The organism is Variovorax glacialis, from assembly GCF_051216375.1.
GTDB lineage: Bacteria > Pseudomonadota > Gammaproteobacteria > Burkholderiales > Burkholderiaceae_C > Variovorax.
On the sequence record NZ_JBPJZT010000013.1, the window covers coordinates 16,696 to 37,912 of the forward strand.

The window sequence follows — 21,217 nt, forward strand, 5'->3', positions numbered from 1 at the left end:
GATGAGCCCCGTTCTCTATGAGTTGAACGACAGCGTCGCGACGATCACGCTGAACCTGCCCGCCAAGCTCAACCCGATCGCGCTGGACCTGCAGACCGAACTGCGCGATGCCTTCGCTCGCGTACGCAACGACCACAACGTGCGCGCCGTCGTGCTCACCGGCGCCGGCAAGGCCTTCTGCGTGGGGGCCGACCTGAGCGCGATGCGCCAGCCCGAGGAAGGCAAAACGCTCGGCGATCAGACGGCCGACTGGATGCAGTCGATGAGCAACCCGCTGATCGAGGAATTGCGGGCGCTGCCCGTGCCGGTGGTGTGCGCGGTCAACGGACCCGCGGCCGGCGCCGGGGTGGGCCTGGCCCTGGCGTGCGACATCGTCATCGCGGCGCGCAGCGCGTACTTCTATTTGCCCTTCCTGCCCAAGCTGGGCATCGTGCCGGACCTCGGCTGCACCTGGTTCATCCCGCGCCGGGTCGGCCCCGCGCGCGCGATGGGCATGGCCCTGCTCGACGAGAAGCTCGGTGCCGAAACGGCGGCGCAGTGGGGCCTGATCTGGGCCTGCATCGACGATCAACTTCTGCTGCTCGAAGCGTCGAACATCGCACAACGGCTGGCGCAACTGCCGGTGCATGCGGTGATCGAGGCGCGCAAGGCCTTCGAGCTGTCGGAGCGGCACTCGCTGCCGGACCAGCTTCATTACGAGAGCGAGCGCCAGCGCGAGCTGATCGAGCAGCCGACCTTTGCGGAAGGCGTGATGGCCTTCCTGCAGAAGCGCGCCCCCGTGTTCCCCAAACGCTGATGACGATGATTCAACGCACTCTATTCACGCCCGACCACGAGGCCTTCCGCGACAGCTTCCGCCGCTTCATGGACAAGGAAATCGCGCCTTTCCACGACGCCTGGGAGGAGCAAGGCTATGTCGACCGCAAGGTCTGGGACAAGGCCGGCGAGAACGGCTTTCTCTGCATGGGACTGCCCGAGGAATACGGCGGCGCGGGCGCCGACCTGATCTACTCGGTGATCCAGTTCGAAGAACTCTGGATCCGCGGCTTCACCGGTGTCGGCTATGCGCTGCACAGCGAGATCGTGGCGCCGTACATCCTGCGCTACGGCACGGAGGCGCAGAAGAAGCACTACCTGCCCAAGCTCGCGAGCGGCGAGATGATCGGTGCCATCGCCATGAGCGAGCCGGCCGCCGGCAGCGACCTTCAGGGGGTGCGCACGACCGCGCTGAAGCAGCCGGACGGCAGCTACCTGATGAACGGCAGCAAGACCTTCATCACCAACGGCTGGCACGCCGACCTGGTGATCGTCGTCGCCAAGACCGACCCGGCCGGCGGCGCGAAGGGCACCAGCCTGTTCCTGGTGGAGCGCGGCATGCCGGGCTTCGAAAAGGGCAAGCGCCTGAAGAAGCTCGGCCTGAAGGCGCAGGACACCTCGGAGCTGTTCTTCAACGATGTCCGGCTGCCGGCCGATGCGCTGCTCGGCGGCCCGGCGCAGGAAAACCGCGGCTTCGTTTGCCTGATGGAACAGTTGCCGTGGGAACGCCTGCAGATCGCGATCAGCGCGGTGGCGGCGTCCCAGGCCGCCATCGACCAGACCGTGGCCTACGTGAAGGACCGCAAGGTCTTCGGCCAGCCCGTCGGCGCCTACCAGAACACGCGCTACACGCTGGCCGAGTTGCAGACCGAGGTGCAGGTGGCGCAGGTCTTCGTCGACAAGTGCATCGAACTGCTGATGCAGGAGAAGCTCGACACCGCGACCGCCAGCATGGCCAAGTACTGGACCACCGACCTGCAGTGCAAGGTGATGGACGAGTGCGTGCAATTGCATGGCGGCTACGGCTTCATGTGGGAGTACCCGATCACGCGCGCGTACGCCGACGCGCGCGTGCAGCGCATCTACGGCGGTACGAACGAGATCATGAAAGAGGTGATCACGCGCTCGATGGGCCTGCCCGGGCGCTGAAGGGGGCACTGGCATCCGGCGGAGGGCTGCGGGAGAATGCCGCATGCCCATCCTCAACGCCTTCTACGCCCAGTCCGGCGGCGTCACCTCCGTGATCAACGCCTCGGCCTGCGGCGTTATCGAGACGGCGCGCCGGCATGCCGATCGCATCGGCCATGTCTATGCCGGCCGCAACGGCATCATCGGCGCCCTGACCGAGGACCTGATCGACACCGGACGCGAGTCGGCCGAGGCGATCGCGGCCCTGCGGTCGACGCCGTCGGGTGCCTTCGGATCGTGCCGCTACAAGCTCAAGTCGCTCGAGAAGAACCGGCGCGAGTACGAGCGCCTGATCGAGGTCTTCAAGGCGCACGGCATCGGCTATTTCTTCTACAACGGCGGCGGGGATTCGGCGGACACGTGTTTCAAGGTGAGCCAGCTGTCGCAGTCGATGGGCTATCCGCTGCAAGCGATCCATGTACCGAAGACCATCGACAACGACCTGCCATTGACGGACTGCTGCCCCGGCTTCGGTTCCGTCGCGAAGTACGTGGCGGTGTCCACCCTCGAAGCCTCGCTGGACGTGCGCTCGATGGCAGCGACATCGACCAAGGTCTTCGTGATCGAGGTAATGGGTCGCCATGCAGGGTGGATCGCGGCCGCCGGCGGATTGGCGGCGGACCATGGCATTCCGGTCGTGATCCTGTTTCCGGAAATTCCCTTCGACCAGCCGGCCTTCCTTGCCCGTGTCGATGCGCTGGTGAAGTACCACGGCTATTGCACGGTGGTGGTGTCCGAAGGCTGCCACCATCCCGACGGGACCTTCCTCGCGGAGCAGGGCACCAAGGATGCCTTCGGCCACGCTCAGCTCGGCGGCGCGGCACCGGTGGTGGCGCAAATGGTCAAGGCGGCGCTGGGGCACAAGTTCCATTGGGCGGTCGCGGACTACCTCCAGCGTTCGGCGCGGCACATCGCGTCGGCCACGGATGTGCGGCAGGCCTACGAACTCGGCCAGCGCGCGGTCGAGCTTGCGCTCGAAGGGAAGAATTCGGTGATGCCGACGATCGACCGGACGTCCGACGAGCCCTACGCGTACAACATCGGCATGGCACCGCTGGATGCGGTCGCCAATGCGGAGAAGTTCATGCCGCGCGATTTCATTTCCGACGACGGCTACGGCATCACGGAAAAATGCCGCCGCTATCTGCTGCCGCTCATCCAGGGCGAGGACTATCCCGCCTACCGCGACGGCCTGCCGGTCTACGTCACGCTGCAGAACGTCGCCGTCGACAAGAAGCTGCCGGCGTTCGAGGTCCAGTAATGGGCGAGCCGGCGGCCGGGGCCGATCCTTCCCGTTGCCCGCTGTGCGGCGCAATGAACAGGTGCGCAATGGAAATCGCCCGCGAGACCGGTCAGGCGCAGCCGCCCTGCTGGTGCATGGAGGCTGACTTCAGCGTCGACCTGCTCGCCCGTGTGCCGGCCGACAAGCGTCGTCTCGCCTGCATCTGCGCGCGATGCGCCGCGCAGGCGGTGGGTCAGGACTGAACTTCCGCCGTCGGGGCAGTGTCCGCTTCCGCCGGTGGTGCGATGTCCGTCTGCGACACCATCACGGGCAGGCCGCCGCGGGCGCGCTGCTCCGTGATCACTTCGTGGATGAACTGCAGCTTGCCGACGGCCGCGCGTGGCAGCACGAAGGGGTAGTAGTCGGGCTGGCCCATGCTGCGCGACAGCTCGTTGAGCACGTTGGTGAGCCGGATCCAGCCGTTTAGGAAGTCCAGGAACTTGCCGGCGTTCGGGTCTTCCGGCTGCCACAGATCGCTCAGCTCGAAGAGATCGCTCGTGAGTTCGACGTTCTGGGCGTCGACACCGAAGCTCATCGCGGTGTCCGCCGTGTCCGCCATGTGCAGGTAGTGCGCCCAGGTCTCGGCCCAGTCTTCCCAGGGATGCGAGCTGGCATAGCTCGTCACGTAGCGATTGGCCCAGTCGGGGGGCGGGCCGTTGTCGTAGTGGTTGCGCAGTGCCGTGGCGTAGTCGGCCCGTTCGTCACCGAAGAGTTCACGGAAGCTGTCGATCCACGGTGTGGTTAGGACAAGGATGTCCCAGTAGTAGTGGCCGATCTCGTGCCGGAAGTGGCCGAGCAGCGTGCGATAGGGCTCGCGCATCTCGGCGCGGATGCGCTCGCGCACGGCGTCCTCGGCCTCCTCCGCGTTGAGCGTGATCACGCCCATTTCATGGCCGGTCAACACGTGCGGTCCGCCCGGCATGTGACTCAGGAAGTCGAAGGCGAGGCCGTGGACCGGATCGCTCAGCCGCGTGACCACCGGCAGGCCGAGGGCGAGCAACTGCGAGATGAGCCGGCGCTTCGCCAGTTCGAGGCTTCGCCACAGTTCTCCGTTGCTTTCGATGGACAGGTCCGGAATCGTGCGCGTGACGCTGCAGGAAATGCAAAGGCCCGGCACGAGCCCGTCGGTGTTGAAGCCGGGATCGTCGCCTTCGCGCGGCGCGGGCACCATCCAGTTGCAGGCGGCCTCGGTCATGAGATTGGCGCATCGGCGGTAGGCCTTGCCGTTGGTGTCGCCGAACACGGTGAAGGTGTCGGGCTCGGCGCCTTCATGCATGGCCGGCGCAAGAGGCATCACGCCGAGGCTCTCGACCACGTAGCCCAGCGGCGTCTGGCAGGCCAGGCACTGGCTGTTGCGCAGGAACACGGGGCGGCCGCACTGGCACTGGTAGGCACGGCTGACCGAGGGCGCGCTGAGTTCCGTGGCGAGCGTCGGCGCCGTGTCCGGCGAGTCGGAAGTGACGGGCGGGACAGCGAGGTCTTCGTTGTTGTCGTTTTCGGGTTCCATGGCGGCGAATCTTGTCAAGGCGGCAAAACGCATTGTGGACGCGCGAGGCGGGCGGGCGCGGTACCCAAACGCCCGTATCCTTGTAGGACGGCCCGAGCCGATTTCCCGCCCATGAACAATCCCCCCGCGCCATCCCTCAGCAGCCGCTATGGCCCGCGCTACCGCTGGTACCTCCTGTTTTCCGTGATGGTGGGCGTCATGGCCTCGATCATGTCGTCGACCATTGTCAACGTGGCGATTCCGGGCATGAGCCATTTCTTCTCGCTCGGGCAGGAGCGGGCGCAATGGGTCAGCTCGGGCTTCATGGTGGCGATGACCGTCTCGATGCTCACCACGCCCTGGCTGCTGTCGCGCTACGGCTATCGACGCACCTATGTCGGAACGATGGTGCTGCTGCTGGCGGGCGGCATGCTCGGCGGGCTCTCCAACAACTTCTCGCTGGTGCTGTTCGCCCGGGTGGCCGAAGGCCTCGCGGCTGGCGTGGTGCAGCCGATTCCGGCGATCATCATCCTGCGCGCCTTCGAGCCGCATGAGCAGGGGCGCGCCAGCGGCATCTTCGGCATGGGGGTGGTGCTGGCACCCGCGATCGGCCCGAGCATCGGCGGCGTGCTGGTCGACCTGTTCGGCTGGCGATCGATCTTCTTCATGGTGGTGCCGTTCTGCCTCGCCTCGATCGGGCTGGCCTACAAGTTCGTGCCGACCACCGCACCGGGCGGCGTGGTCGCGGCGCGCAGCGGCGGCCTCGACTGGCGCGGACTCGCGCTGGGCACGATCGGCACGCTGTGCCTGCTGAACGGCCTGGTCGCGCTGCGCGGTGACTCGCCGTGGCAGGCTGCCGCGCTCCTCGTCGCTGCGGGTCTGGCCTTTGGCGCCTTCCTCGCCTGGCAGAAGCGCCTCGCCGCAGCCGGCGGCACGCCGCTGATGAACCTATCGCTGTTCCAGTACCGGCAGTTCGCGATGGGCAGCGTGGTCGCCTTCATCTACGGAACCGCCCTGTTCGGCTCGACCTACCTGCTGCCGGTGTACATGCAGGTCGGGTTGCAGTTGTCGGCTTCGCACGTCGGCACCATCCTCCTGCCCGCCGGCATCGTCCTGGCCGTGACGATCGCGGGCGTCGGCCGGCTGGCCGACCGGCATCCGACCTACCTCCTGGTGTGTACCGGCCTTGCGCTGCTGGCGGCATCCTTCGCCCTGATGATGGTGCTGCGCCTCGACAGCGCCATCTGGTTGCTGGTGGCCTTCGCCGTCGTCGGCCGCGTCGGACTCGGCTTCATCCTGCCGTCCCTCAACCTGGGCTCGATGCGCCCCCTGGCCAAGCCGCTCATCCCCCAGGGCGCCAGCGCCATCAACTTCCTGCGCATGCTGGGTGGCGCCGCCGGCGTGAGCCTCTGCGCGATCGTCCTCGAATGGCGACTGGCCGCGCACGGCGATTCCCTGTCCAACACCGTCACCAGCCCGGCCCGCCTGGCCGCCTTCGACGAAGTCTTCGCCATGCTCGCCGCACTGTGCGCCCTGGCAATCTGCGCAGCCTGGCAACTGCGAGAACAAGCCCCAAAAACCCAAGAAGCCCCCCGTCGATTACCCTAGCCAAAGATCAACCACGAACCAACCGCCCGGCCGCGCAAAGCGCGCCGTGTCCGCAGGCTCCCGTGGAACCGGCTCCGCCGGTCCACCGGGAGCGCCCCCTGAAAGGGGGTGGAGAGCGACACGAAGTGCGCGAGCCTGGGGGTAAGCCACATGTGCCAGCTTCTGGGAATGAACTGCAACACGCCGACCGACGTGACCTTCAGCTTCACGGGGTTCGCGCAGCGGGGCGGCCGTACCGACCATCACGCCGACGGCTGGGGCATCGCCTTCTTCGAGGACCGCGGCCTGCGGCATTTCGTGGATCACCAGCCGGCCTGTGAATCGCCGGTGGCCGAGCTGATCCGCCGCTACCCGATCCAGAGCCGGAACGTCATCGCCCACATCCGCAAGGCCACGCAGGGCGCGGTGAATCTCCAAAACTGCCACCCCTTCGTTCGCGAGCTGTGGGGCCGCTACTGGGTGTTCGCGCACAACGGCGACCTGAAGGACTTCCGGCCGCGCCTGCACGGCAACTTCCATCCGGTCGGCAGCACTGACAGCGAGCATGCCTTCTGCTGGATCATGCAAGAGATGGCCAAGTCGCATGCCGGCGTGCCCAGCATCGAGGAGCTCACGCTGACCCTGCGCGAGCTGGCACCGCGATTGGCCAGGCACGGCACGTTCAACTTCATGCTGTCGAACGGGCAGGCGCTGTGGGCGCATGCATCGACGCATCTCTGGTACGTGGAGCGCAAGCATCCGTTCGTCACGGCGGAACTGTCCGACGAGGACCTGAGCATCGACTTCGCCAAGCACACCACGCCGAACGATCGGGTCGCGGTCGTGGTGACGGCACCGCTGACCACCAACGAGACTTGGACGGCCTTTTCGCCCCAGGAGCTGGCGGTGTTCGTGGACGGTCAGCGATCGGGCTGAGCCGCCGCATTCGACATCAAAGCAACGCCGCCGACGATTTGCGTCGGTCGCGCAGGGGGTTCTTGCGGTCTAGCGAAGATAATAACGGTTCTCATTTGCAAGAACGAAAACCGTCATGTCAAGCTTCCGATTCCCGCTGCGCCCAGTCGCATTCGCCACCACGTTGGCCCTCCAGTCGCTGATCGCGTCAGCGCAGACCACCCCTACGGCGCCTGCGGAGTCCGCCGCAACCTTGTCGACCGTCACGGTCGAAGCCAGCGCCGATGCGTCCGCGGAAGGCCTGAGCAAGCCCTTCGCGGGCGGGCAGGTGGCGCGCGGCGGCCGTATCGGGATTCTTGGCACCCAGGACATCATGGACACCCCGTTCTCCGTCACGACGTACACGAACGAACTGATCCAGGACCAGCAGGCGAAGAGCGTGGCCGACGTGCTGCTGAACAACCCGTCAGTCCGCCAGGCCCGGGGATTCGGCAACTTCCAGGAGTTGTACGTGGTGCGCGGATTTCCGGTCCTGTCGGACGACATCGCGTACAACGGGCTCTACGGCATGTTGCCGCGCCAGTACATCTCTTCTGAATTTTTCGAGCGCGTGGAAGTGCTCCTCGGCGCCAATGCCTTCCTGAACGGCGCCGCACCCGGTGGCAGCGGCCCGGGCGGTGCGATCAACCTGCTGCCCAAGCGGGCGCCGAACGAGGCACTGACGCGGGTCGGCGTGGGCGTCCAGAGTGGCGGCCAAGCCTCGGCGTCGGCGGACGTCGCTCGCCGCTTCGGCCCGGACCAGAGCACCGGCGTCCGGCTGAACGCGGTTCGGCTCGATGGTGGCACCGGCGTCGACAACGAGAAGCAGGACCTCACCGCGGTGGGCGTCGGGCTCGACTGGCGCAACCGCAACGTGCGCATCTCCGCCGATGTCGGATACCAGGACTACAAGCTCAGCGAGGGCCGCCCAAGCGTGACGCCGGCGTTCGGCCTGCCGATTCCGGCTGCGCCCGACGCCAAGAGCAACTTTGCGCAACCCTGGACCTATTCGAAGGAGCGCGACACCTTCGGGACCGTACGCGGCGAGGTCGACTTCACCGACAACCTGACGGGCTGGGTAGCCGGCGGCCTGCGGAGCGGGGACGAAACCAATGTGCTGTCCAACCCGACACTCACGAACATTTTTGGCGATACCCTCAGCGGCCGTTTCGACAACCATCGCGAGGACAGGATCAGCACCGGGGAAATCGGCCTGCGCGGCACCTTCAAGACAGGCTCGGTGGGCCACACCGTGATCGCTTCGGCCAATGCGTATGACAGCGAGGAGCGAAACGCCTACGCCATGTCGGCCAACACGTTGGTCAGCAACATCTACAGGCCTGTGCCGTCGCTGCCGCCCGTCGCCAACCTCTTTACCGGGGGCGTGCTGAGCGATCCGCAGGTCGTGCAGAAGACGAAGACCTCCAGCTTTGCCGTGGCCGACACGATGTCTTTCGCACAGGACACGCTGCTCGTCGCGCTCGGCGCGCGTCGCCAGACCATCGAGCAGACAGGCTACGACTACAACTCGGGCCTCGAGACCGGCAACTACGACGAAAGCAAGACCACGCCGGTCGCAGGCGTGGTCTTCAAGGCGACGAAGGAAGTCTCCGTCTACGCCAACTACATCGAGGGCCTGATCAAGGGCGATGTGGCGCCGGCAACCACGTCATCGGGGCTGCTCGTGCTCAACGCCGGCCAGATATTCGCGCCGTTCAATTCGAAGCAGAAGGAAATCGGCGTCAAGTTCGAGAACGGCAACTTGGGCGCGACTGCGGCCTTTTTCTCGACCACACAGCCGCTCGCGTTCGTCCAGAACCAGGTCTTCGGCACCTACGGTGAACAGCGCAATCAAGGCATCGAACTGACGGTGTTCGGGGAGCCCGTTCGCGGCCTGCGCGTCCTGGGCGGCCTGACCCTGCTCGACGCGAAGCAGGAGCGCACCGCCGGCGGCCTGACCGACGGCAAGGATGTGATCGGCGTGCCGAACCAGCAACTCAACATCGGTGCTGAATGGGATATTCCGGGCGTGCGGGGTCTCGCAGTCAATGCACGCTTCATCTATACGTCCAAGCAATACGCCGACGCCGCCAACACGCAGCAGTTGCCTGACTGGAACCGTTTCGACATCGGTGCCCGCTATCTGATGGACATCGGCAGCGGCCGCCTCCTCACGCTGCGCGCGCGCGTCGACAACCTTTTCAACAAGTCGTACTGGGCCTCGGCCGGCGGGTACCCCGGCTCCAACTACCTCGTGATGGGCGCGCCGCGGACCTTCGTGCTCAACGCGAGCGTCGACTTCTAAGACGCGAGTTCGGCTTCCAGCGCATCGATGAACATGGCCGGCACGTCGAAGCCGGTCTGTTCGGTGATCTCCTGGAAACACGTCGGGCTGGTGACGTTGATCTCGGTCAGCGACCCGCCGATGACGTCCAGCCCGATGAGCAGCAGTCCGCGCTGATTCAGCACCGGGCCGATGGCCTCGGCGATCTTGCGGTCCTGGTCGGTCAACGGCTGGGCAACGCCCTTGCCGCCCGCCGCGAGGTTGCCGCGGACCTCGGTGCCTTGGGGGATGCGGGCCAGGCTGTATGGCACCGGCTTGCCGCCGATCACGAGCACGCGCTTGTCGCCTTGCGAGATCTCAGGAACGAAGCGTTGCACCATGATGGTCTCGGCGCCGTTCTTGTTGAGCGTCTCCACGATCGATCCGAGGTTCAGCGCATCCGCCTTCACGCGGAAGATGCCCATGCCGCCCATGCCGTCGAGCGGCTTCAGGATGATGTCCTGGTGCTCGGCATGGAAAGCACGCACTGCCGCCGCATCGCGGGTGACCAGCGTCGGCGTGGTGAACTCCGCGAACTCCATGATCGCGAGCTTCTCCGGATGGTCGCGCAGCGCCCGCGGCTTGTTGACCACGCGCGCGCCTTCGCGCTCGGCCTGTTCGAGCAGGTGCGTCGCGTAGATGTACTCGGCGTCGAAGGGCGGGTCCTTGCGCATCAGCACGATGTCGAATTCACGCAGCGGGCGTTCCACGATCCCGTCTTCGGTGAACCACGCATCGGGGTCGCCCGTCAGCGTGATCGCACGCACCTTCGCCGTGACCGGCCGGCCGCGTTGCCAGCTCATGTGGCTCGGCTCGCAGGCCGACACGGTATGGCCGCGGCGCTGCGCCTCCCGCATCATCGAGAAGGTCGTGTCCTTGTAGATCTTGAAGTGTTCGAGCGGGTCGGCAACGAAGAGGATGTGCATGTCAGAAGGTCTTTCCGGCTGTCGGCGGCGAACTGGAGGAAGGCGATGATGGAGCCGCCTCGCCAGCGGCCCGCTTGTCGAGCCTGATCTTGCAGGCAGCCGCGATGTCCTTGCCGGCGAAGGGTTTGCGGCCGAGTTGCTGAATGCCCAACGCAACGGCGCCAGCCACCACGCCCCAGAAGGCGGAGCCGATGCCAAGGAGCGTGACGCCCGAAAGCGTGACTAGGAAAGTGATCAGCGCGGCCTCCCGGTGCGATTCATCGCGCACCGCCGCCGCGAGTCCGCTGCCGATGGTGCCCAGCAGCGCAAGCCCGGCGATCGTGGCGACCAATTCCTTCGGAAATGCCGTCAACAGGCCCGTGACCGCCGCGCCGAACAGCCCGATAACGACGTAGATCGCGCCGCAGCTCACCGCCGCGGTGTAGCGGCGCGCCGGGTCTTCGTGCGCCTCGCGGCCCATGCAGATGGCCGCTGTGATGGCGCTGAGGTTGAGCGCGAACGCGCCGAAGGGCGCGAGCACCAGCGTGAACAATCCGCTGATCGTGATCAGCCTGGACACCGGCAGGTCGTAGCCCGCGGCGCGGATGGCCGCGACGCCCGGCAGGTTCTGCGACGCCATGGTCACCACGAACAGCGGCAGCGCCAGGCTGACCGCCGCCTGCCAGGTAAAGACCGACATCGTGAACACCGGCGACGCCACGCTGAAATGCACCGCGCCCCACGCCAGTTCGCCGCGTGCAGCCACAAAGACGATGGCAACCAGCAGCGTCAGCGGAACCGCGTAGCGCGGAAGCAGGCGCTTGCCGAGCAAGTAAGTACCGAACATCAGCAGCACCAGCGGCAACGCCGTCTGCGCAGCAATGAAGGCCTGCAACCCGAAGCGCGCCAGCACGCCGGCCAGGAGCGCCGATGCGAGCGCCATCGGAATCTTGTTCATCACGCGCTCGAACCAGCCGGTCGCGCCCGCGATCGTCATCAGCACCGCGCAGACGATGAAGGCACCCACCGCCTCGTTCATGCCGTGGCCGGCCCCCGCCACGGCCAGCACCGCAGCGCCAGGTGTGCTCCACGCGATCATGACCGGCTTGCGCCACCACAACGAGGGCAGTGCCGAGGCCAGCCCCATCCCGAGCCCCAGCGCCCACATCCACGAAGAGATCATCTCCGGCGTAGCGCCGAAGGCCTGCGCCGCCTGGAACACGATGGCAACCGAACTCGTGAACCCCACGAGCACCGCAACAAACCCCGCGGTAAACGCCGAAAGGCTCAGATCCTTGAAAAAACGCATGCGCCAATTGTGCCCCGGGGGTCATCTCATCATCCAGAAACACCGCGGATCCGGCTCCGCCGGTCCGCCGGTGTTGCCCCCGGCAGGGGGTAGGCGGCCACACGAAGTGGGCAAGCCTGGGGGCGAGCTAAATCTCTATCTTCGATCCAAGCTCGACCACCGCATTGTTGGGAAGCCCCAGGAAGTCCGCCGCGCCGCTCGCGTTGTGATGCATCTGCGCGAAGAGCTTCTCCCGCCATGGCGCCATGCCGCTGCCCAGCGTGGGAATCACCACGTCGCGCGACAGGAAGTAGCTGGTCGCCATCGGCTCGAGCTGGCATCCGCGCAGGCGGGCATGCTCCAGCGCGCGCGGCAGGTCGACGTCGTTTTTGAAGCCGTAGTGCACGATCACCTGCCAGCAATGGTGGCCGAGCGGCTCCATCTCGATGCGCTTGTCCATCGGAATCCACGGCACTTCGTGATTGCGCACGGTGACGAAGAGGTTCTGGTCGTGCATCACCTTGTTGTGCTTCAGGTTGTGCAGCAGCGCATTGGGCACCACGCCCGGCTCCGCGGTCATGAACACGGCAGTGCCGTCCACGCGCGCCGGCGGGTTCACGAAGACCGAACCCAGGAAATCGCGCAGGTCGATGGCCTCGGCCATCTGCATCTCGCCCATGAGGCGTCGGCCTTCCTTCCAGGTCAGCATCAGCATGAAGATCGAGCCGCCGATCATCAGCGGGAACCATCCGCCTTCGAACAGCTTGAGCAGGTTCGAGGCGAAGAAGAGGAAGTCGACCACGAAGAAAGCGCCGGTCGCCGCGATGCACAGGGCCAGCGGGTACTTCCATGCATAGCGGATCACGAAGAAGGTGAGCACGGTCGTGATGAGCATGTCGGTGGTCACCGCGATGCCGTACGCCGCGGCCAGGTTGCTCGACGAGCGGAACATGACGACCGCGAGCACGATGGCAACGAACAGGCCCCAGTTGACGAAGGGCATGTAGATCTGGCCCGCCGTCCGCACGCTCGTGTGCTCGATGTTCAGGCGCGGCAGGTAGCCGAGCTGGATCACCTGGCGCGTGACGCTGAACGCGCCGGTGATGAGGGCCTGGGATGCGATGACGGTGGCGGCCGTGGCGAGGAACACCAGCGGCAGCAAGGCCCACTCGGGGGCCATCAGGTAGAAGGGGTTCTGCACCGCCAGCGGGTTCTCCAGCAGCAGTGCGCCCTGGCCAAAATAGTTGAGCGTCAGCGCGGGCATCACCACCGTGAACCACGCCACGCGGATCGGACGCTTGCCGAAGTGCCCGAGGTCGGCATAGAGCGCCTCGGCGCCGGTCACGCACAGCACGGTCGCGCCCAGGATGATGAAGCTGGTGCCCGGGTTGTCCCACATGAAGCGCAGCGCGTAGTGGGGGCTCAGCGCCTTCAGGATCTCGGGGTGGTGAACGATCTGCGACACGCCGAGCAGCGCGATCGTCGCGAACCACACCAGCGTGATCGGGCCGAAGAAGCGCCCGATGCCCGCGGTCCCGCGCTTCTGGACCGCGAAGAGGCAGAACAGAACGACCAGCGTGATCGGGATCACGTAGTGCCGGAACTGCGGCGAGACCACCTCCAGGCCCTCGACCGCGGACAGCACGGAGATCGCGGGCGTGATGACGCCGTCACCGTAGAAGAGCGAGGTACCGAAGATGCCGACCACCAGCAGCACGTGGCGCAGGCGCGGCCTGTCCACCACGGCCTGCGAGGCCAGCGCGAGCATCGCGACCAGTCCGCCTTCGCCTTCGTTGTCGGCCCGGAGCACGAGCACCACGTACTTGAGCGAGACGATGACCGTCAACGTCCAGAAGAACATCGACAGGATGCCGTAGACGTTCTCGATGGTGAAGGGGACGTGGCCGTGGCCGAACACCTCCTTGACCGCGTAGAGCACGCTGGTGCCGATGTCGCCATAGACGACGCCGACGGCGGCGATGATCAACGCGAGGGAGGACGATTTAGGGGCGGACACGAGGTCGATGCAAAGGGCTGTGAGCGTTCGCACACCCGGCGCGGCGCCGACCACTTCGGGCCGCCGCATCACCTCCACCCTCAAATTTGCGTTGCTATGGGGTCGCTATTTTGCCGCTGCCGCGAGGGCCCGCAAGATGTAGTGCGAAATCATTCATAAACTTCGGCATCGGGGTCGGTCGCCTCGAGCTCGTAGCTGGCCGCCACCATCGCCAGGCGGCCGATCACGCCGTACATGTAGAAGCGGTTGGGCGCACTCGCCCCGGGTTTCGCGCCTGGTTGCGGTAAGTGCGCACTCTCCGAAAACGCCAAGGGAACGAAGCTCGCGCCCGGCAGGTTCAGGTTCTCGTCAGGGTTGCGTTCCGCATGCACACGGTAGAAACCACCCACCACGTAGCGGTCCATCATGTAGACGACGGGTTCGGCCACGCCGTTGTGCACCCGTTCGTTGGTGAGCACGCCTTCCTGCACGATCAGGTCATTCACATCCTGCCCGTCGGTGGCGGCGCCGGCCTTGCCGCGCAAACGCTGCGCGAAGGCCTCGATTTCCTTGGCATCCCGCACCGTCAGCACGCCCATGCCGCGCGCACTGTTGTCGGCCTTGACCACGACGAACGGCTTCTCGTTGATGCCGTATTCCTTGTACTTGCGGCGCACCTTGGTGAGCAGCGCATCGACATGGCTCGTGAGCACGTCGATGTTCTGGCCGCTCGCGAAGCCGACATCGCCCGCCTTGGCGTACATCGGGTTGATCAGCCAGGGGTCGATGCCCAGCAGCTTGCCGAAGCGCTTCGAGACTTCTTCGTAGCTGTGGAAGTGGTTGCTCTTGCGTCGCACCGACCAGCCGGCATGCAACGGCGGCAGCAGGTACTGCTCGTGCAGGTCCTCGAGGATGCCGGGCGTGCCTGCCGAGAGGTCGTTGTTGAGCAGGATCGTGCAGGGATCGAAGTGCTTGAGGCCGAGACGTCGCTTGCTGCGCACCACCGGCTCGAGGCACACGGTCTCCCCGTTCGGCAGCTCGATCTTCTTGGGCGACTTGATCGCCGGATCGATGGAGCCCACGCGCACATTGAGCCCCGCCATGTGAAAGATGCGCACGAGTTGCGCCACGTTGGCCAGGTAAAAGGTATTGCTCGCGCGGTTCTCCGGGATCACCAGCAGGTTGCGCGCCTCGGGACAGATCTTCTCGATCGCCGCCTGCGCGGCCTGCACCGCCAGCGGCAGCATTTCCTGGGTCAGGTTGTTCCACCCACCCGGATACAGGTTGGTGTCGACCGGCGCCAGCTTGAAGCCGGCATTGCGGATGTCGGCGGAGCTGTAGAAGGGCGGCGTGTGCTCCATCCATTCGAGCCGGAACCAGCGTTCGATGGCAGGCGTGGAATCGAGAACGCGCTGCTCGAGTTCGTTGATGGGGCCGGTCAGGGCGGTGACGAGATGGGGGACCATGCGGCGGCCTTCTTGGATTTGCAGCTTGAGCTAAGAGCGGATTGTAGATTTGGGGCCTGATGCCCCAATGACAAGCGCTCCAGGCGGCTCCTTCCCCCTTTGGGGGAAGGTCGGGATGGGGGCAAGGCGCGCGATGGAGGCGCCGCGAGCCCCCACCCCAACCCTCCCCCAGCGGGGGAGGGAGTCAGGAGCGAACCTCTCCTTGGCCCAGAACCACGTATTTGAGGGAGGTCAGGCCTTCGATGCCCACCGGGCCGCGCGCATGGAACTTGTCCGTGCTGATCCCGATTTCAGCGCCCAGCCCGAATTCGAAGCCATCGGCAAAGCGCGTGCTGGCATTCACCATCACGCTGGCCGAATCCACTTCACGAAGGAAGCGCTGCGCATTCATGTGGTCGCGCGTGACGATCGCGTCCGTGTGATGGCTCGAATACCGGTTGATGTGCGCGATGGCCTCGTCCACGCCCTCGACCACCTTCACGCTGATGACGGCCGCCAGGTATTCCTCCGACCAGTCCGATTCCACGGCGTCCACCACGGCCTTGCCGGGCGCATGCAGGCCTTCGCGCAGGATGCGCGCGGCCGCCGGGTCGCAACGCATCTCCACGCCCTTGGACGCGAAGATCGCGCCGATTTCAGGCAGGAAGGTCTCGGCGATCGAAGCCGCGACCAGCAAGCCTTCGGCGGCATTGCAGGGGCTGTATTTCTGCGTCTTGGCGTTGTCGACGATCTTGAGCGCCATGTCGAGCTCGGCCGTGTCGTCCACGTACACGTGGCAATTGCCGTCGAGGTGCTTGATCACCGGCACCTTGGCGTCGCGGCTGATGCGCTCGATCAGGCCCTTGCCGCCGCGCGGAATGATCACGTCGACGAATTCGGGCATGGCGATCAGCTGGCCCACGGCCTCTCGGTCGGTGGTCTGCACCAGCTGCACCGCCTCGACGGGCAGTCCCGCCTCGGCGAGCGATTCCGATACGAGCAGGGCCAGCGCCTTGTTCGATTCGATCGCCTCCGAGCCGCCACGCAGGATCGCCGCGTTGCCGCTCTTGATTGCGAGACTCGCAGCCTCGATGGTCACGTTCGGCCGGCTCTCGTAGATCATGCCGAAGACGCCGATCGGCACGCGCATCTGCCCGACGCGGATGCCGCTCGGCTGCTGCTTCATGCCGATGACTTCGCCGATCACGTCCGGCATCGCAGCGAGTTGTTCGCAGCCCAGCGCCACGGTTTCAATGACCTTCGGCGTCAGCTTGAGCCGGTCGACCATGGGCGCGGAGAGGCCGGCGCCTTCGGCGCGCGCCAGATCCTGTGCATTGGCTTCGGCCAGGGGGCCACCGACCGCGCGAAGCTTGCGCGCGAGGGCCCGCAGGGCCTTGTTCTTGGTGGCGGCGTCCGCGCGTGCCATCTGGACGGAGGCCTTCTTGGCCTGCGAACCCAGTGCACGTACGTACTCGGGGACATTCAACATATTCATCCCCGGGATTGTGCCGTGGGGGCCAAAGGTCAGGTACGTGAAGGGACAGAAACGCACCGTCCCGGTGCATCGACGCCGACTTACGCGGCGGGCCGGGGGCTTACGCAGGCGCGGCACAGCATCAGCGCGAGCCGCTGCAAGGCCTGCCAGCCGTTGGCCGGCCAGTCGGGCTGCTTCAGCCCCTTGACGATGCCGTCGACCACGTGCGCCGCGCGCAGCATGCGTGCGAGTGCGCGATCGTCCAGGCGCGGCAGCACCCGCTCGAAGGCGCGCTCGCGCGGCCCCCAGATGCGGTTCTCCCGCAGCGCCATCGGCAAGGGGCGGCCGGCCGCCATGGCGTCCTTCACGCGCTTCAGCGCCCGGATGTCCTCGGCCAGGGTGTAGTGCACCAGCACCTCGGCTTCGCCTTCGGCCTGCAGCCCTTCGAGCATGCGCGAGACACGTTGCGGGTTGCCGGCCAGCACGGCCTCGGACAGCTTGAAGACGTCATAGCGCGCGACGTTGTTCACGGCGCCCTCGACCTGCTCCCAGCTCAGTTCCCCTTCGGCATGGAGCAATGCGAGCTTCTGGATTTCCTGGTGCGCGGCGAGCAGGTTGCCTTCCACGCGGTCGGCAAAGAACTGCAGCGTGCGCTGGCCCTCCTCGCCGGCCTTCACGCGCTGACCCTGCTGCGCCAGGCGTTGCGCGATCCATTGGGGCAATGCGTTTCGCTCGACGGCCTCGATCTGCAGGCCGACGCCGTTGTTCTCCAGGGCCGAGAACCAGGCGCCGGTGCGCGTGGCCTTGTCCAGTCGCGGCAGCATCACGAGCGTGAGCGTGCTGTCGTTGCCCTGCGCGGCCTCGGCGATCTGCTGGAGCGCTGCGCTGCCGTCCTTGCCGGGCTTGCCGGACGGGATGCGGATCTCGACGATCTGCCGATCGGCAAAGAGGCTCAGCGAGCCGCCCGCGGCGAGCACGGCGCTCCAGTCGAAATGCGCCCCGGCCACGGTATAGGAGCTTCGCTCGGTGTAGCCCTGCGCACGTGCCGCCGCGCGGATCGCGTCGGCCGCTTCCTGCGCGAGCAGCGCTTCATCGCCATGGATGACGTACAGCGGCGCCACCCGCTTGGCGAGGTGCGCGGCAAGTTGTCCCGGAGCGAGTTGCACGGGCGATCAGGCGATCTTGATCGCGGACAGGCGACGCAGGATCTGCTGGGCGATGTCCGTCTGCATGTCGCGGAACAGCAGTTCGGACTCGCCTTCCTTGGCCAGCGCCGCGGTTTCGTTGTAGGTGATGTCGCGGGTCTGCTGGATCGAGGTCGGGGCCAGCAATTCCTTGCCGCCCTGCCCGCGCACCCGGAAGCGCACGGTCAATCGCAGGTTGAGTTCGCGCACCTGGCCCGACGCATTGGTCGAAATCACGATGTTGTCGCGGTTCTCGCCCAGGATGTCGAAGATGGCTTCGGCCTTGTCGGCCTGGTCGCCGGTAAGAACCTCCACCGTGCCCGCCGCCCGCAGATTGCGTCGCAGGTAGTTCGCGAAGACCGTGTTGCCCGGCACGGCAATGCTCTTGAATGCGAAGTCGGGCGCCTTGCGCAATTCGAAGCCGCATCCGGCGAGCGCCAGCGAACCCGCGGCCACCGCAAGAAAACCACGGCGGGGAAGAACGATGCCTGCTGAAATGCGCTTCACAGGACGACGTTGACGAGACGACCCGGGACCACGATCACACGTTTGACGGGCGCGCCTTCCGCATGCTTGGCAAGCACGTCGCTCGCCAGCACGATCTTCTCGATCTCCTGCTTCGAGGCGGTCGCCGGCACATGCAGCGAACCGCGCAGCTTGCCGTTGACCTGCAGCATCAGCTCGATCTCGTCCTGCTCGAGCGCGCGGACATCGACGACCGGCCAAGGCGCATCGAGCAGATCGCCCATGTCCTTGTCGTAGCCGAGCTGCTGCCACAACTGGTGCGCGATGTGCGGCGTGGCCGGGTAGAGGCAGCGCAGCAGGATGCCGAAGCCCTCATGCACGGCCGACCGATCGCCCGCATCGCCCGCGGCGGGCTTGAAGCTTTCCAGCGCGTTGAGCAGCTTCATCGCGCCCGACACGACGGTGTTGTATTGCATGCGCTGGTAGTCGTAGTCGACCTGTCGCAGCACGGTGTGCACCTCGCGGCGCAGCAACTTGGCGTCCTTGCCGTATTCGACCTTCTTGCCCGCGGCGCCGGCATCGGCGTGCGCCTCGTGCAGCGCGACGCCGAAGTTCCAGACCCGGCGCAGGAAGCGGTAGCTCCCTTCCACCGCCGCGTCGTTCCACTCGAGCGTGGCTTCGGGCGGCGCGGTGAACATCGTGTAGAGCCGCGCGGTGTCGGCACCGTACTTCTCGATCAGGTCCTGCGGGTCGACGCCGTTGCGCTCGGTCTTGCCCATCTTGCCGACGCCGCCGTATTCGAGCTTCGTGCCGTCGGCCAGCGTGCCGCCGGTGATGCGCCCCTGCGCATCCAGCACGGGCGTGACTTCGGACGGCGGGTGGTAGTCCTTGCCGCCCTTCTCGCCGCGCGTGTAGTAGATGTGGTTGAGCACCATCCCCTGCGTGAGCAGCTTGCTGAAGGGTTCGTCGACCTTCACGAGGCCCAGGTCGCGCATGACCTTGGTCCAGAAGCGCGCGTAGAGCAGGTGCAGGATCGCGTGCTCGATGCCGCCGATGTACTGGTCCATCGGCATCCAGTACTTCGCGCCCTCGGCCACCATCGACTCTTCGTTCTGCGGGTCGCAGTAGCGCATGAAGTACCACGAGCTGTCGACGAAGGTGTCCATCGTGTCGGTCTCGCGGCGCGCGGGCTTGCCGCACACCGGGCACACGACGCCGGCGTGGAAGCTTTCGTGCTTCGCGAGCGGATTGCCCGAGCCGTCGGGCACGCAATCGGTCGGCAACACGACCGGCAGGTCCGCCTCGGGCACCGGCACCGCGCCGTGTTCGTCGCAATGGATGATTGGGATCGGCGTGCCCCAGTAGCGCTGGCGGCTCACGCCCCAGTCGCGCAGGCGCCAGGTGGTCTGCATTTCGCCCAGGCCCTTCTGGCCGAGCGCATGCGCCACCGCTCTCACGGCGCCGGCGTAGTGCATGCCGCTGAAGTTGTCGGAGTTGATGGTCACGCCGCGCTGCTTGTCGGCGTACCAGTCCTGCCAGCGGTGGTAGTCGAAGTGGGGCTCGTCGTCGACCAGCACGACCTGGATGATCTCGATGCCGTACTTGTTGGCAAAGGCGAAGTCGCGCTCGTCATGCGCGGGCACGCCCATCACGGCACCGTCGCCATAGCTGATGAGTACGTAGTTGCCGACCCAGACGGGAATCTGCTCGTCCGTGATGGGATGCTTGACCGTGAGCCCCGTGGGCACGCCCTTCTTTTCCTGCGTGGCGAGTTCGGCCTCGGTGGTGCCGCCGCTCTTGCATTCCTCGATGAAGGCCGCGACCTTGGGGTTCGACTTCGCGGCGTGCATCGCCAGCGGATGCTCCGGCGCCACGGCGCAGAAGGTCACGCCCATGATGGTGTCGGCACGCGTCGTGAAGACGTACATGCGGCCGCCCTGGATCAGTTCGCCCTTGTCGTCCTTGATCTGGTGCGTGAAGGCGAAACGCACGCCTTCGCTCTTGCCGATCCAGTTCTCCTGCATCAGCTTCACGCGCTCGGGCCAGCCGGGCAGCTTGTGCTGAGTGTGGTCGAGCAGTTCCTCGGCGTAGTCGCTGATCTTGAGGTAGTAGCCCGGGATCTCGCGGCGTTCGACGGTCGCGCCCGTGCGCCAGCCCTTGCCGTCGATCACCTGCTCGTTGGCGAGCACGGTCTGGTCCACCGGGTCCCAGTTGACGACCTGCGTCTTGCGGTAGGCAATGCCCTTCTCGAGCATCTTCAGGAACAGCCACTGGTTCCACTTGTAGTAGCCCGGATCGCAAGTCGCGATCTCGCGGCTCCAGTCGATTGCCAGCCCCATCGCCTGGAGCTGGCTCTTCATGTAGCCGATGTTCTCGTAGGTCCACTGCGCGGGCGGCACGCCGTTCTTCAGCGCCGCGTTTTCCGCAGGCAGCCCGAAGGCGTCCCAGCCCATCGGCATCAGCACGTTGTACCCGCTCATGCGCAGGTAGCGCGTGAGCATGTCGTTGATCGTGTAGTTGCGCACATGCCCCATGTGCAGCTTGCCGCTGGGGTAGGGCAGCATCGAACACGCGTAGTACTTTTTCCTGCGCGCGTCCTCGGTCACGCGATAGGCATCGGCCGCCGTCCAGTAAGCCTGGGCAGCGGACTCGACATCGCTGGGTTTGTAGCTGGGATTCATCGACGGCAATTATCACCCCCAGAGCTCCAAGCTCTCCCCACCTCCCCCCACTCCGCGCGCACCAAATTGGATGCCCAAGGGCGCAAAGCCCGCCCATAGGTGAAACACCGCCGGTCCGCTTCGCCGGCTCACCAGTGTTGCCC

16 protein-coding genes are annotated in these 21,217 nt (G+C 66.0%); 7 read left to right on the forward strand and 9 right to left on the reverse strand.

Annotated features, from left to right (window positions below):
* Position 1 precedes the first annotated feature (1 nt).
* Genes ACSFBL_RS26695 through ACSFBL_RS26710 form a run of 4 tightly spaced genes read left to right on the forward strand, consistent with a single transcriptional unit; the run spans position 2 to position 3,489 of the window.
* A complete protein-coding gene (locus ACSFBL_RS26695) occupies positions 2–796 on the forward strand; it encodes an enoyl-CoA hydratase-related protein (protein WP_435518844.1) in 795 nt (264 codons plus the stop codon).
* A 5-nt stretch (positions 797–801) separates the two neighbouring features.
* Positions 802–1,965 carry an acyl-CoA dehydrogenase family protein gene (locus tag ACSFBL_RS26700; RefSeq protein WP_435518845.1) on the forward strand — a complete coding sequence of 388 codons (1,164 nt, stop codon included), beginning with the start codon at positions 802–804 and terminating at the stop codon, positions 1,963–1,965.
* A gap of 43 nt (positions 1,966–2,008) precedes the next feature.
* Complete coding sequence (locus tag ACSFBL_RS26705; RefSeq protein WP_435518846.1) at positions 2,009–3,265, forward strand: 6-phosphofructokinase; 1,257 nt, start codon at positions 2,009–2,011, stop codon at positions 3,263–3,265.
* Positions 3,265–3,489: a cysteine-rich CWC family protein gene (locus ACSFBL_RS26710; RefSeq protein WP_435518847.1), complete on the forward strand. Its 225-nt coding sequence runs from the start codon at positions 3,265–3,267 to the stop codon at positions 3,487–3,489. The genes ACSFBL_RS26705 and ACSFBL_RS26710 overlap by 1 nt, the downstream gene beginning before the upstream one ends.
* Here ACSFBL_RS26710 and ACSFBL_RS26715 read toward each other — a convergent pair.
* A complete protein-coding gene (locus tag ACSFBL_RS26715; RefSeq protein ID WP_435518848.1) occupies positions 3,480–4,793 on the reverse strand; it encodes a zinc-binding metallopeptidase family protein in 1,314 nt (437 codons plus the stop codon). The two genes, ACSFBL_RS26710 and ACSFBL_RS26715, sit on opposite strands and share 10 nt — an antisense overlap.
* 111 nt (positions 4,794–4,904) lie before the next feature.
* Here ACSFBL_RS26715 and ACSFBL_RS26720 point away from each other — a divergent pair, with 111 nt between their 5' ends.
* From ACSFBL_RS26720 to ACSFBL_RS26730, 3 genes are all read left to right on the forward strand, one after another.
* Positions 4,905–6,380, forward strand: coding sequence for an MFS transporter (locus ACSFBL_RS26720; RefSeq protein WP_435518849.1), 1,476 nt, complete (start codon positions 4,905–4,907; stop codon positions 6,378–6,380).
* A 150-nt stretch (positions 6,381–6,530) separates the two neighbouring features.
* On the forward strand, positions 6,531–7,295 hold the full coding sequence (locus ACSFBL_RS26725; protein WP_435518850.1) for a class II glutamine amidotransferase: 765 nt from the start codon (positions 6,531–6,533) through the stop codon (positions 7,293–7,295).
* 115 nt (positions 7,296–7,410) lie between these two features.
* Positions 7,411–9,618 carry a TonB-dependent receptor gene (locus tag ACSFBL_RS26730; RefSeq protein ID WP_435518851.1) on the forward strand — a complete coding sequence of 736 codons (2,208 nt, stop codon included), beginning with the start codon at positions 7,411–7,413 and terminating at the stop codon, positions 9,616–9,618.
* On the opposite strand, the gene gshB is transcribed toward ACSFBL_RS26730, so the two are convergent.
* From gshB to leuS, 8 genes are all read right to left on the reverse strand, one after another.
* Positions 9,615–10,562 carry a glutathione synthase gene (gene gshB, locus ACSFBL_RS26735; protein WP_435518852.1) on the reverse strand — a complete coding sequence of 316 codons (948 nt, stop codon included), beginning with the start codon at positions 10,560–10,562 and terminating at the stop codon, positions 9,615–9,617. The two genes, ACSFBL_RS26730 and gshB, sit on opposite strands and share 4 nt — an antisense overlap.
* 1 nt (position 10,563) lies before the next feature.
* Positions 10,564–11,850 (reverse strand): benzoate/H(+) symporter BenE family transporter, encoded by a 1,287-nt coding sequence (locus ACSFBL_RS26740; RefSeq protein WP_435518853.1) that lies wholly within the window; start codon positions 11,848–11,850, stop codon positions 10,564–10,566.
* A 127-nt stretch (positions 11,851–11,977) separates the two neighbouring features.
* Entirely contained in the window at positions 11,978–13,846 is a 1,869-nt protein-coding gene (locus tag ACSFBL_RS26745; RefSeq protein WP_435518960.1) for a potassium transporter Kup, read from the reverse strand.
* Positions 13,847–13,995: 149 nt separating this feature from the next.
* A complete protein-coding gene (gene gshA, locus ACSFBL_RS26750) occupies positions 13,996–15,291 on the reverse strand; it encodes a glutamate--cysteine ligase (RefSeq protein ID WP_435518854.1) in 1,296 nt (431 codons plus the stop codon).
* A 184-nt stretch (positions 15,292–15,475) separates the two neighbouring features.
* Positions 15,476–16,765, reverse strand: a complete 1,290-nt coding sequence (locus ACSFBL_RS26755; protein ID WP_435518855.1) for a glutamate-5-semialdehyde dehydrogenase — start codon at positions 16,763–16,765, stop codon at positions 15,476–15,478.
* Between the two features lie 80 nt (positions 16,766–16,845).
* Positions 16,846–17,910 carry a DNA polymerase III subunit delta gene (holA, locus tag ACSFBL_RS26760; protein ID WP_435518856.1) on the reverse strand — a complete coding sequence of 355 codons (1,065 nt, stop codon included), beginning with the start codon at positions 17,908–17,910 and terminating at the stop codon, positions 16,846–16,848.
* 6 nt (positions 17,911–17,916) lie between these two features.
* Positions 17,917–18,435, reverse strand: a complete 519-nt coding sequence (locus tag ACSFBL_RS26765; RefSeq protein WP_435518857.1) for an LPS-assembly lipoprotein LptE — start codon at positions 18,433–18,435, stop codon at positions 17,917–17,919.
* On the reverse strand, positions 18,432–21,074 hold the full coding sequence (leuS, locus tag ACSFBL_RS26770; protein ID WP_435518858.1) for a leucine--tRNA ligase: 2,643 nt from the start codon (positions 21,072–21,074) through the stop codon (positions 18,432–18,434). Before leuS ends, ACSFBL_RS26765 begins: the two co-directional genes overlap by 4 nt.
* Positions 21,075–21,217 lie beyond the last annotated feature (143 nt).